11 protein-coding genes are annotated in these 12,285 nt (G+C 69.8%); 4 read left to right on the top strand and 7 right to left on the bottom strand.

Annotation, left to right across the window (positions count from 1 at the left end; translation table 11 throughout):
* The first annotated feature begins 5 nt into the window (after window positions 1–5).
* A complete protein-coding gene (locus tag Aeryth_RS07955; RefSeq protein ID WP_067856921.1) occupies window positions 6–545 on the top strand; it encodes a hypothetical protein in 540 nt (179 codons plus the stop codon).
* A gap of 1 nt (window position 546) precedes the next feature.
* On the opposite strand, the gene Aeryth_RS07950 is transcribed toward Aeryth_RS07955, so the two are convergent.
* The gene (locus tag Aeryth_RS07950) at window positions 547–1,188 is read right to left on the bottom strand and encodes a dihydrofolate reductase family protein (protein ID WP_067856918.1); all 642 of its coding nucleotides are present in this window, start codon (window positions 1,186–1,188) and stop codon (window positions 547–549) included.
* A gap of 31 nt (window positions 1,189–1,219) precedes the next feature.
* Window positions 1,220–1,492: an excalibur calcium-binding domain-containing protein gene (locus Aeryth_RS07945; protein WP_067861487.1), complete on the bottom strand. Its 273-nt coding sequence runs from the start codon at window positions 1,490–1,492 to the stop codon at window positions 1,220–1,222.
* A 147-nt stretch (window positions 1,493–1,639) separates the two neighbouring features.
* On the opposite strand from Aeryth_RS07945, the gene Aeryth_RS07940 reads away from it, so the two are divergent.
* Window positions 1,640–2,587 (top strand): ADP-ribosylglycohydrolase family protein, encoded by a 948-nt coding sequence (locus Aeryth_RS07940; protein WP_067856915.1) that lies wholly within the window; start codon window positions 1,640–1,642, stop codon window positions 2,585–2,587.
* 85 nt (window positions 2,588–2,672) lie between these two features.
* On the opposite strand, the gene Aeryth_RS07935 is transcribed toward Aeryth_RS07940, so the two are convergent.
* Together Aeryth_RS07935 and nrdR are read right to left on the bottom strand one after the other, a co-directional pair.
* Complete coding sequence (locus Aeryth_RS07935) at window positions 2,673–5,600, bottom strand: vitamin B12-dependent ribonucleotide reductase (RefSeq protein WP_067856912.1); 2,928 nt, start codon at window positions 5,598–5,600, stop codon at window positions 2,673–2,675.
* Window positions 5,601–5,703: 103 nt separating this feature from the next.
* Window positions 5,704–6,225: a transcriptional regulator NrdR gene (gene nrdR, locus Aeryth_RS07930; RefSeq protein WP_067856910.1), complete on the bottom strand. Its 522-nt coding sequence runs from the start codon at window positions 6,223–6,225 to the stop codon at window positions 5,704–5,706.
* Between the two features lie 362 nt (window positions 6,226–6,587).
* Between nrdR and Aeryth_RS07925 the strand changes: the two genes are divergently transcribed.
* Complete coding sequence (locus Aeryth_RS07925) at window positions 6,588–6,998, top strand: VOC family protein (protein WP_067856908.1); 411 nt, start codon at window positions 6,588–6,590, stop codon at window positions 6,996–6,998.
* Window positions 6,999–7,007: 9 nt separating this feature from the next.
* Here the strand turns inward: Aeryth_RS07925 and Aeryth_RS07920 are convergent, their stop codons facing one another.
* Window positions 7,008–7,724, bottom strand: coding sequence for a type 1 glutamine amidotransferase (locus Aeryth_RS07920; RefSeq protein WP_067856905.1), 717 nt, complete (start codon window positions 7,722–7,724; stop codon window positions 7,008–7,010).
* Between the two features lie 39 nt (window positions 7,725–7,763).
* Window positions 7,764–8,123, bottom strand: a complete 360-nt coding sequence (locus Aeryth_RS07915; protein WP_067856903.1) for a LysM peptidoglycan-binding domain-containing protein — start codon at window positions 8,121–8,123, stop codon at window positions 7,764–7,766.
* 393 nt (window positions 8,124–8,516) lie between these two features.
* On the opposite strand from Aeryth_RS07915, the gene lexA reads away from it, so the two are divergent.
* A complete protein-coding gene (gene lexA, locus Aeryth_RS07910; protein ID WP_083516344.1) occupies window positions 8,517–9,317 on the top strand; it encodes a transcriptional repressor LexA in 801 nt (266 codons plus the stop codon).
* 78 nt (window positions 9,318–9,395) lie between these two features.
* On the opposite strand, the gene Aeryth_RS07905 is transcribed toward lexA, so the two are convergent.
* Window positions 9,396–11,327: an ATP-dependent DNA helicase gene (locus tag Aeryth_RS07905; RefSeq protein ID WP_067856900.1), complete on the bottom strand. Its 1,932-nt coding sequence runs from the start codon at window positions 11,325–11,327 to the stop codon at window positions 9,396–9,398.
* Between the last annotated feature and the right edge of the window lie 958 nt (window positions 11,328–12,285).

The following is a 12,285-nucleotide window of genomic DNA, read 5'->3' as shown; positions in this document are numbered from 1 at the left end:
GAGACGTGGCCAAGCTCCTCCCCCAGTTCGCCCGGTGGACCCCTGCAGCACTCGACATCCTCCGCGAGACCGCGAGCCGCTACGGCGCCGTGATCACCGTCAGCGACCTGGCCGACCAGGTCCTCGTCCGCACGCGCGTGGAGAGCCCGACGTCGCGCCGCACGTGGCTCGGCGACTTCATGGAGATCACCGCCCTGGCTGCCGCACGCGCAGGTGACCCGCCGCTCACGTCGCTCGCGGTCCAGCGCGACGGCACGGTCGGCGACGTCTACGCACGGGCCGTGCTGGCCACGACCGGTGACGTCGTGCGCGACGTCGAGACGCGCGCGGCCGAGGACCGGCTGCTCTGCTACCGCGCTCTCGCCACCGACCTGCCCGCCGACGGTGGCGTGCCGCGGCCCGCCAAGGTGCGCCGCGCGAGCCCGAGCACGACGTCGACCCGCCCCAGCAGGGCACGCGCTGCCGTCGAGACGAAGCCGGTGAAGGTCTGTCCGACGTGCTTCACGGCGCTCCCCGCCACCGGCCTCTGCGACTACTGCGACTGACTCACGCCCTGCGCTGCAGGGTCAGGTGCACGACGCCCGACGGCGACGACACGACCTCGACGTCGTAGTCGTCCTCGAGCCCTGCGAGCCCGTCCCACAGGCGCGCTCCACGACCGAGCACGATCGGAACCTGCACGACGTGCGCGACGTCGACGAGCCGCTCGGCCAAGAACTGGCGCGCCACGTCGGCACCTCCGCCGATGCGCACGTCGAGACCGCCGGCCATCTCACGAGCCTTCTCCAGCGCCTCGTCCGGAGCGGCGTCGAGGAAGTGGAACGTGGTGCCGTCGAGGACGAGGGGCTCGCGGGGGCGGTGGGTGAGCACGAGCACCGGTGTGCCGAACGGCGGCGTCTCACCCCACCATCCGCGCCAGTCGGGGTCGTCCTGCCAGCCGGACGGCCCGAACTTGCCCGCCCCCATGATCTCGACACCGATCCCGTCGGCGAAGCGCTGCGCGAACGCCTGGTCGACCCCGTCCGACCCGCCGGCGCGGCCCATCATCGCCGCGCCGAAGGCGGTGTCGAACATCCAGGTGTGCAGGCGTTGCCCCGCGTGACCCATCGGCGTCTCGAGCGCCTGAGGCTCCCCCGCCGCGAAACCGTCGAGGGAGATCGAGAGGTTGTGCATGCGGACGCGACTCATGCGTCCGTTCTACTCCGTCCCACCGACGGCGTCACCGCTTCTCGCAGGCGATGCCGTCCTTGTCGCGGTCGGACTTCTTGTTGGCGTTGTAGACGGCCTTGTTCTTCGTGAAGTTCGTGACCGGCTTCGTCTTGCCGCGCACCTTGTCGCGCGCGCCCGGCAGGCCGACGCCGTGCTTGTAGACCTTGTTCAGCTCGGTGCAGTTCTTGTAGGTCGTGGCGGCCTCGGCGGGGGCCGCGACGGCACCCAGCGTCCCGATCGAGAGGGCCGTGGCGAGGACCAGGGCGCTTGCGCGTCGCTTCATCGTGTTCTCCTTCATCGATCCTCGACGCTAGGTCGGATCGCGTCACGCGTCGGACGATCCTGGGAAGATGACTCAGACGAACTAGGCGACGTCAGACGTCCGTCCCACCGCGCACAGCGATGATGACGTCGCACCACGGGAGGCGAGATGGATGAGGTACAGCGGGACCGTGCCGCCGGCGTGCTGCTGGGGCAGGCTTGCGGCGACGCGTTGGGGGTGCCGCACGAGTTCGGGCCGTCGTTGGCCGACGACGTCGTCCTGCTGATGTCGGGCGGAGGTCCGTTCGGATTCGCGCCGGGTGAATACAGCGACGACACCGCCATGGCGGTGTGCATCGCCCAGGTCGCTGCCGCGGGCGCCGACCTGACCTCCGAGCGCGCACTCACCGACGTGGCCGCCCGCTTCCTTCGCTGGGGCCGGGACGCCAAGGATGTCGGGAACCAGACGCGCGCCGTGTTCGCCCGCACCGCGCAGCCGGCACAGATGCCGGCCGCGGCAGAGGAGTACGCGCGGACGCACGAGCACAGCGCGGGCAACGGCGCGCTCATGCGCACGGCCGTCGTCGGCCTGACTCGTCTCTCGGACCGTGACGCGACGGCTGCTGCCGCCGAGGCTGTCGCCCGCCTGACGCATCCGGACGCGCTGGCGATCGAGTCGTGCGTCCTGTGGTCGGAGGCAGTCAGGCTGGCCGTGGTGACGGGCGAGCTCGACCTCCTCGCGGGACTGGACCTGCTCCCAGCCGTCAGCAGGTCTCCGTGGCGGACGTGGATCGACGAGAGCACGGGCGTCGATCCTCGCAGGTTCCGCGAGGGGAACGGCTTCACGGTGACGGCCCTGCAGGCCGCCTGGGCGGCCATCACGTGGACCCCCGGCGACAGCCCGGAACACCTGCGCCGTGCGACCGAGAACGCCGTACGGACGGGCCACGACACCGACACCGTCGCCGCCATCGCCGGGGGCCTGCTCGGCGCACGCTGGGGGCGGTCCGCGATCCCCGAAGAATGGGCGTCGAGCATCCACGGCTATCCAGACCTGCGCGGTAGCGACCTCATCGATCTCGCGAGCGGCACGGCCGCCGGTGTGACGTCCGCGTGATGCTCTGATCGCTGCGCTAACGACGTCACCGACGACGAAGCGCCCCCGACTCCGCACGGAGTCGGGGGCGCTTCGAGTCAGCTGATCAGCTGCAGCCGCTGGTGCTGCCGCAGCCCTCGCAGACGTGGCAGGAGCCGGCGGGGCGCATCTTGGTGCCGCAGGTCATGCAGAGGGGCGAGTCGACCGCGGAGCCGGTGATGACCTCGAGGAGCTCGGCCGACGTGTGCGCCGCCTTCGGGGCGGGCTTGGCCGTGTCGGCCTGAGCCTGCTCCGCGGAGACGTCCGCGGGGACCTCGGTGGTGGTCGCGGCCTCGGCGGTCGCGGCCTCCTTCAGGGTCTCCGGCTGGGTCTCGACCAGCTCGGCGGCCGTCGAGCCCTTGCTGATCGGCTGGTGGCTGCCCGTGTCGAGGTAGCGCTGACGCTCCTCGGCCGAGTGGATGCCCAGCGCCGACCGCGTGTCGTAGTCGATGTAGTCCAGCGCCAGACGGCGGAAGACGTAGTCCATGATCGACTGCGCCATGCGGACGTCGGAGTCGTCGGTCAGACCGGCCGGCTCGAACTTGAGGTTCGTGAACTTCTGCACGAACGTCTCCAGCGGCACGCCGTACTGCAGGCCGATCGAGACCGCGATCGAGAAGGCGTCCATCACGCCGGCCAGGGTCGAGCCCTGCTTGCCCAGCTTCAGGAACAGCTCGCCCAGCTCACCGTTCTCGTGGGCGCCCGAGGTCATGTAGCCCTCGGCGCCGCCGACGCTGAACGACGTGGTGATCGACTGGCGCGACTTCGGCAGACGACGACGGATCGGCTTCTCGACGACGACCGTCTTGACCTCGGGGGTCGCCTCGGCGGTCGCGCTGGCCGACGTCTTGTCGTCCTGGCTCTTCTGCGAGGACAGCGGCTGGCCGACCTTGCAGTTGTCGCGGTAGACGGCGAGCGCCTTCAGGCCGAGCTTCCAGCCCTGGAAGTAGACGTCGGCGATCTCCTCGACCGTGGACGTCTCCGGCATGTTGACCGTCTTGGAGATCGCGCCGGACAGGAACGGCTGCGCGGCCGCCATCATCCGCACGTGGCCCATCGGCTTGATCGCGCGGTCACCGACGGCGCAGTCGAAGACCTCGTAGTGCTCGGTCTTCAGGCCGGGGGCGTCGACGACGTGACCCTTCTCGGCGATGTACTCCATGATCGCCTCGATGGTCTCGCCCGTGTAGCCGAGCTTCTTGAGCGCGACCGGGACCGTCTGGTTGACGACCTGCATCGAGCCGCCACCGACGAGCTTCTTGAACTTGACCAGCGAGAAGTCGGGCTCGATGCCCGTCGTGTCGCAGTCCATCATGAAGCCGATGGTGCCGGTCGGGGCGAGCACGGACGCCTGGGCGTTGCGCCAGCCGTTCTTCTCGCCGATCTTCAGGTTGTCGGCCCACTGCTTGGTGGCCTCACGCTGCACGGCGATGTCCATCGAGTGCATCGTGCGGATGTCGTCGTTGGCGGCGAGGTGCTTGCGCATGACCCGCGTGTGCGGGGCGGCGTTCTGCTGGTAGCCGTCGTACGCACCGACGACACCGGCCAGCTCGGCCGAGCGACGGTAGGACACACCGGTCATCAGCGACGTGATCGACGCGGCCAGCGCACGGCCGCCGTCGGAGTCGTACGCCAGGCCCGAGGCCATCAGCATCGCGCCGAGGTTGGCGTAGCCGATGCCGAGCTGACGGTAGGCCTTCGTGGTCTCGCCGATCGCCTCGGTCGGGAAGTCGGCGAAGCAGATCGAGATGTCCATCGCCGTGATGATCAGCTCGACGCTCTTGACGAACCGCTCGACGTCGAACGTCGTGCCGTCCTCGGAGAGGAACTTGAGCAGGTTCAGGCTGGCGAGGTTGCAGCTGGAGTTGTCGAGGTGCATGTACTCCGAGCACGGGTTGGACGCGGTGATGCGGCCCGTCTCCGGCGTCGTGTGCCAGTCGTTGATCGTCGAGTCGTACTGGATGCCCGGGTCGGCGCAGGCCCACGCGGCCTTCGCGACCTTGCCCCACAGCTCCTTCGCGTCGATCTCCTCGATGACCTCGCCGCTCGTGCGGGCGCGCAGGCCGTAGGAGGTGCCCTCCTCGACGGCACGCATGAACGCGTCGTCGACGCGGATCGAGTTGTTGGCGTTCTGGTACTGGACGCTGGTGATGTCCTCGCCACCGAGGTCCATGTCGAAGCCCGCGTCGCGGAGCACGCGGATCTTCTCCTCCTCGCGCTCCTTGGTCTCGACGAACTCGACGATGTCCGGGTGGTCGACGTCGAGGACGACCATCTTGGCCGCACGACGCGTCGCGCCGCCGGACTTGATGGTGCCGGCGGACGCGTCGGCGCCGCGCATGAAGGAGACCGGACCGGACGCGGTGCCGCCGGAGGAGCGGAGCAGCTCCTTGGACGAACGGATGCGCGAGAGGTTGAGGCCGGCGCCCGACCCACCCTTGAAGATCAGACCCTCCTCGCGGTACCAGTTGAGGATCGAGTCCATCGAGTCGTCGACGGCAAGGATGAAGCAGGCGCTGACCTGCTGCGGGCTCGACGTGCCGACGTTGAACCAGACGGGGCTGTTGAAGCTGAAGACCTGGTGCAGGAGCATGTGGGTCAGCTCGTGCTCGAAGACCTCGGCGTCGGCGTCGGTGGCGAAGTAGCCGTGCTCCTTGCCCGCCTTCGTGTAGGTGAGCACGACGCGGTCGAGCAGCTGGCGCAGGCTCTGCTCACGCTCGGGCGAGCCGACGGCACCACGGAAGTACTTGGTCGTGACGATGGTGGACGCGTTCACGCTCCAGAAGTCGGGGAACTCCACGCCACGCTGCTCGAAGACGGTCTCGCCGGTCTTCCAGTTGGTCTGCACGACGTCGCGACGCTCCCACGTCACGGCGTCGTAGGGGTGCACGCCCTCGGTGGTGTACACGCGCTCGATGGACAGGCCCTTGGCCTTCCGTGCACGCGCGCGCCCGGACTGTGCCCGGCTCGTCGATCCGTCGACCGTCTCCGTCATGAGATTGCTCCTGTGGTCTCGCTGAGGGTGTGTAAAAGGTGGGCCCGAGGCTCAGGCCGTGCTGCTGTGGTGCGTCCGCTCGTCCCGCGGGACGAGCAGTGGTTCAGGGGTGCTGCGTGGTGCTGTCGTGCTCGCGGGGCTCGTCACGGTGGGCCGTGTGCTCGGCGAGCTCCCCGTCGGCCGCGCGGGCCATGAGCTCGGCGATCTCGGCCGCGAAGTCGTCGACGGAGTCGAACGCCTTGTACACGCTCGCGAACCGCAGGTAGGCGACCTCGTCGAGACACTTGAGCGGCTCGAGGATGGCCAGCCCCACCTCGTCGGCGGCGATCTCCGCCGCCCCGCTCTCGCGCAGCGCGTCCTCGACCTGCTGGCCGAGACGTGCGAGGTCGTCGTCGGAGACGGGGCGACCCTTGCACGCCTTGCGGACACCCGCGACGGCCTTCTCGCGGTTGAACGGCTCGGTGGCGCCGGAGCGCTTGAGCACGCTGAGCTGCATCTGCTCGATGGTCGTGAACCGCTTCTGGCAGTTCCCACAGACGCGCCGTCGGCGGATGGCGCCGCCGTCGTCGGCCACGCGCGAGTCGAGCACGCGGGTGTCGCCGTCCTTGCAGAAGGGACAGTTCATCGTGCTCTCCTCTCGGTGGGCTGATCGGGTCGGTCGGGGCCGACCGACCTGGGGACGGATCTGGGGATTCCCGGTGGATTCCCCGTCATTCCTGTGGGTAACTCATCGTTCTCTGTGGGACTAGATGTGGAGAACTACATCGGTGTAATCACTAGATGTAGTGGCTACGGTACGCCTCGGCACAAGGTCGTGCAAGCCAGTCAACCGATCTGCTCCGACAAATTCAGCGGGGTCGCATTTGCGCAGGTCAGGGCGCTACGAGGCCGTCTGCGCGACGCCACCGAGGGCGTGTCGCAGGACGAAACATCACCGGATCCGGCCGTTCTGTTCCATCTCGGAACAGGAGCGAGCAGGATGGGCGCATGACGATCCGCCTGAACCCGTACCTCAACTTCCGCGACCAGTCGCGCGCGGCGCTGGAGTTCTACCACTCCGTCCTCGGAGGCGAGCTGACGATCGCCACCTTCGGCGACTACGGCATGAACGAGGACCCCGACCGGGCCGACCTGGTCATGCACGGCCACCTCGTGTCCGACGCCGGGCTGGACATCATGGCCTCCGACACGCCCCCCGGTGGCGACGACCCCGCGATGGGCACCGCCATCAACATCGCGCTGACGGGCGACGACGAGCGCCTGCGCGACTACTTCACCGCGCTCAGCGAGGGCGCCGAGGTCGTGGTGCCGCTGGCGCCCGCGCCGTGGGGCGACGAGTTCGGCCTGCTGAACGACAAGTTCGGCGTGGCCTGGCTGTTCAACGTCGCGACGTCCTGAGCAGGACGCCTAGAAGGTCCGGACGCGCAGGTACGCCAGCGCCGCGTCGACGAGGTCGTGCGCGGCCTGCCGGCTTCGCACGGCGTTGGCGAGCGCCTGGCGCTTGAGCTCGGCCGGCGAGGAGCCTTCCGCGCGCACGAGCGCGGCGTCCTCGTCGACCCAGCGGGCGAACGTCGCCGTCGTGACCTCGGGGTGGAACTGCCAGGCGATGACCCGCCCGCCGAAGGCCTCGTCAACGAAGCACTGCGGCCCGAACCAGGAGTGGCCGAGGACGGTCGAGGTCGGCGGCGGGGCCAGCACGTCCTGGTGGAACTGCGCCCACGGGCCCTCCGGGCAGAGCACCTCGTCGATCGTGTCGATGCGCTTCCAGCCGGCCTCGGCTCCGTCGCCGCGGTACGACGTGCCGCCGAGGGCTCGTGCCGCGAGCTGGGCGCCGTAGCAGATCGCCATCACGGGCGTCCCGGTGCCGACGGCGACGCGGACCATGTCGGACTCCTGCTCGACGACCGACTCCCACCGCGGGTCGTGCGCGGAGCGCTCCGAACCGAGCAGGAGCAGCAGGTCGACGCCGTCGGCGTCCCAGTGCGGGGGAAGGTCGTCGCGGTCGAGCCAGTCGATCTCGGCGCCGAGCTCCTCGAGCCGCTCCAGCACGTGCCCGCCGTCGCGGTCGGTCGCGTCTGCGACGACGTGGACGACCAGGGGGTGCGCGTCAGGTCCGGGAGCCATGCCCCCATGGTGCCCGACGCGCGGGGCCGGACGGCCGGGTCACTGGTAGACCGGGACCGCCAGGTCGGAGCCGAGCTGCAGGTCACCGGCGCTCGGCAGGGAGTTCATGCGCATGATGTCGTCGACCGTGTCGCGCACGTCGCCCTCGGGGTTGGCCTCGGCGGCGATCTGCCAGAGGGTCTGCCCCTCCTGGACGGTGACGACGCGCGTGGCGGGCACGGCGCCGGCCTCGTCGGTGGCGACCGTGGAGGAGCCGAGCACGACCGCACCCACGGCGAGCGCGGCGATGACCGCGAGCACCAGCACCAGGCGACCACGGCGGGTCAGCCGGACAGGAGCGGCAACGGCGGGACGACGCAGGCTGCGACGGTCGTACGTGGTGATCGAGATGGTGCTCATGGGGGCCTCCGGGGAAGGAAGAGGATCGTGCGAGGTCTGGTGTGTCGATCGAACGCCTGCCGATGTCATTCGAACGTCGGTCCTCCGCGGGCGGTTGCTCAGCGAACCCGGCGAACAGATGTTCGATCGAACACGTGTACGACTGTAGGGGAAGGTGCCGACAAAAGCAGCCCCCTGTCGAACACGATGTCGATCTCTGCCCGATCACCACTGCCATTCCAGGCACAAGTCATCCGAAGAAATGTTCGATCGTGACCGATGACACCCGTCCCTGCCACCGTTTTCAAGCTCGAGCGCACCCGCGAGGAGCCCCGTGGAGGGTCGTGTTCGAACGGCGACACGCTGTCGAACATGTGTTTGTAAACGTCCTTCCCGAGGTCTAGCGTGGTCCCCATGAGCGACGACACCCCAGCCGACGACCCAGCCGACGACGCTGTCGACCCGTCCAGCGAGGCCCCGCGCCGCGGCCGCCCGAAGGGCTCACGCAACTCCGTGCGCGAGCTCCCCGACGGACCGGTCGACGAGATGACCGGTCTCACCGGACGCCAGCAGAAGATCCTTCACTTCATGCGCGACCAGATCGAGCAGCGCGGCTACCCGCCGAGCATGCGTGAGATCGGCGGCGCCGTCGGACTGGCCAGCACGTCGTCCGTGGCGCACCAGCTGCGGGTGCTGGAGCGCCTCGGCTACGTCAAGCGCGACCCCAACCGTCCCCGCGCGATCGAGATCTTCCTGCCCGAGGTCGTCAAGGCCCGACGGACGCTCAGCTCGGCCGACGACTCCCTCGTCGACGAGACGGGATTCGGCGACCAGCGCCCCGAGGCCACGTACGTGCCCATGGTCGGGCGGATCGCCGCCGGCGGGCCGATCCTCGCCGAGGAGCAGGTCGAGGAGATCTTCCCGCTCCCCCGCACGCTCGTCGGTGACGGCACGCTGTTCCTGCTCGAGGTGCGCGGCGACTCGATGGTCGACGCCGCGATCTGCGACGGCGACTACGTGGTCGTCCGACAGCAGCCGGTCGCCGAGAACGGCGAGATCGTGGCCGCCATGCTCGACGGCGAGGCCACTGTCAAGACGTTCCAGCGCAAGGACGGCCAGGTCTGGCTGCTCCCGCACAACGACGACTACTCCCCCATCGACGGCACCCACGCCACGATCCTGGGCAAGGTCACGACGGTCCTGCGTCGTCTCTGAACCCTGTCCTTTGGTCGCCGTCGCCCGACCCGCAGACCCCGCGCCGTGAGGTGCGGGGTCTGCGTGCTCTCGGGGCCCTCAGGTGTCGAGCCGCTGCAGCGCGCCGAGCACGGCAGCACGGTCGGTCGTGCGCCACAGCGGCGGCAGCGACGCAGCCAGGAAGCTGCCGTACCTGGCGGTGACGATGCGTGGGTCGAGGATCGCGACCACGCCGCGGTCGTCGGTGCGCCGGATCAGCCGTCCCGCACCCTGGGCGAGGAGCAGCGCTGCATGCGACGCGGCGACGCTCATGAACCCGTTGCCGCCCCGCTTCTCGACCAGTCGCTGACGGGCGCTCATCAGCGGGTCGTCGGGGCGAGGGAACGGCACCCGGTCGATGACAACCAGCCGACAGGTGTCGCCCGGCAGGTCGATGCCCTGCCACAGCGACAACGTGCCGAACAGGCTGGTCTCCTCCTCGGCGGCGAACCGGCGCGTCAGCTCCGACAGATGCGCATCGCCCTGGCAGAGGATCTCCCGCCCCGGCAGGCGCGTGCGGACGCCCTCGGCCGCGGCCTCCGCGGCGCGACGTGAGGAGAACAGCCCGAGGGTCCGGCCACCGGCGGCCTCGAGGAGGTCGGCGATCTCGTCGAGCTGCGCGTCGGTGATGCCGTCGCGTCCCGGCGGAGGCAGGTGCTTCGCGACGTAGAGGATGCCCTGACGTCGGTAGTCGAACGGCGAGCCGACGTCGAGCCCGGTCCACCGGTCGGCATCGTCGCGCCACAGGCCGACAGACGCGGCCACGGGCTCGAACCCGCCGCCGACGGTCAGCGTGGCGCTGGTGAGGACGACGGTCTTCTCCTCGAACAGCTTGTCGCGCAGGCTGCCCGAGACGTCGATGGGTGCCACGTGCAGCACCGGTCCGCGAGCGTCCGACATCCACAGCACCTCGGTCTCGCGCAGGGACGCCATCCGGTCGGCGACCAGGCGGATCTCCTCCAGTCCGGCCTTGGCCTGCTGCCGTGCGGCATCACCCTCGACCTCCGCCTTCTCGCGAGGGAACGCCGACAGGCAGGAGCGTGCGGCGTCGCGCACGCGCGACAGCGCCTCGTGCAGCTCGTCGACGACGTGGTCGATCCGCCCTGGCTGGACGCCGGCCAGCGCGGCCGCGAGCGCGTCGCCCGCGTCGCTGAGGTCGTCGGTCTCGCCGTCGGTGTAGGGCCGTCCGCGCCGCGCGGCACGTTCGACGATGGCCGGGTCGAGGTCGGCGGTCGCTGCCTGGGTGACCCGGGCGGCCAGCTCGTGCGCCTCGTCGACGACGACCGCGTCGTACTCCGGGAGCATGGGCACGCCGTCGATGGCGTCGATGGCGAGGAGCGCATGGTTGGTGACGACGACGTCGGCCGTCGATGCGGCCTCCCGCGCGAGCTCGACGAAGCACTCGGCAGCGTGCGGGCACCGCGTGGCACCGAGGCACTCGCGGTGCGTGACGCTGACCTGCCGCCACGCACGGTCGGTGTGCGAGGGTGCGGACTCGCGGTCGCCGTGCGACCCGTCGCCGTTCCCGCGCTGGGTGGCGAGCTCCTCGGCCCACTCGCGCAGCTCGAGCACCTCGGCACCGAGCGTCCCCTCCGGGACGTCGACGAGCGTGCCCTGGTCGTCGGGCACCCCCTCGCGCACACGGTGCAGGCACGCGTAGTTCGAGCGTCCCTTGACGACGGCGTAGCTGGGTGTGGTGCCGAGCACCTCGTGCGCACCCTTCACCAGGGCGGGGAGGTCGCGCTGGACGAGCTGGTGCTGCAGGCCCAGCGTGGCCGTGGAGACCACGACACGCTTGCGGTGCAGCAGCGACGGCACGAGGTACCCGAGCGACTTGCCGGTGCCGGTCCCGGCCTGCACGAGGAGGTGGCGCCCGGACTCCAGCGACTTCGCGACCGCCTCCGCCATCGCCACCTGCCCGGGTCGCTCCGTGCCCCCGACCGCCCCGACCGCGGCGTGGAGGACGTCGCGGACACTCGGGCTGTCAGGCATGCCAGCGAGCCTAGACGGCCCCCTCCGCACCGTCGGTCGGGTGTCCACAGGACGCCGTCGGCCCGCCCCGAGCGCTGCGAAGAGTTTTCGTGGTCAAGCGGCGAGACCTCCCGCTGGTCGAGTAGCAGCACGCGCGAGGAACGAGCGTCGTGCTGCGTATCGAGACCACCCGGCAACGGCCCAGCGCGAGCCGGCTCCCAGCGAAAGCCCAGAGTGGTCTCGATACACCTCCCCTCGCTAACGCTCGTGGAGGCACTCGACCAGCGGTGGGTTCGCTGGTCGAGTAGCAGGGACGAGCTTGCGAAGTCCCTGCGTATCGAGACCACCCGGCAACAGCTCCGCGCGGACCAACCCCCAGCGACGGCCCAGAGTGGTCTCGATACGTCGGGCTCAGGCTCGTTCCTCGCCAAGCCCGACTACTCGACCAGCGGTGGGTTCGCTGGTCGAGTAGCAGGGACGAGCTTGCGATGCGTATCGAGACCACCCCGCGACGGCCCAGCGCGAGCCGACCCCCAGCGAAAGCCCAGAGTGGTCTCGATACGTCGGGCTCAGGCTCGTTCCTCGCCAAGCCCGACTACTCGACCAGCGGTGGGTTCGCTGGTCGAGTAGCAGGGACGAGCTTGCGATGCGTATCGAGACCACCCGGCAACAGCTCAGCGCGGACCAACCCCCCGGCGACGGCTTGGAGTGGTCTCGATACACCTCCCCTCGCTGGCGCTCGTGGAGGCACTCGACCAGCGGAGGGTTTCGCTGGTCGAGTAGCGGGGACGAGCTTGCGAGGTCCCGCGTATCGAGACCACCCGGCAACGGCCCAGCGCGAGCCGGCTCCCAGCGACGGCTCAGAGTGGTCTCGATACACCTCCCCTCGCTGGCGCTCGTGGAGGCACTCGACCAGCGGTGGGTTCGCTGGTCGAGTAGCAGGGACGAGCTTGCGAAGTCCCGCGTATCGAGACCACGC

Source organism: Aeromicrobium erythreum (assembly GCF_001509405.1).
GTDB classification, from domain to species: Bacteria; Actinomycetota; Actinomycetes; order Propionibacteriales; family Nocardioidaceae; genus Aeromicrobium; species Aeromicrobium erythreum.
This window is presented reverse-complemented; position numbering and strand designations above follow the sequence as displayed.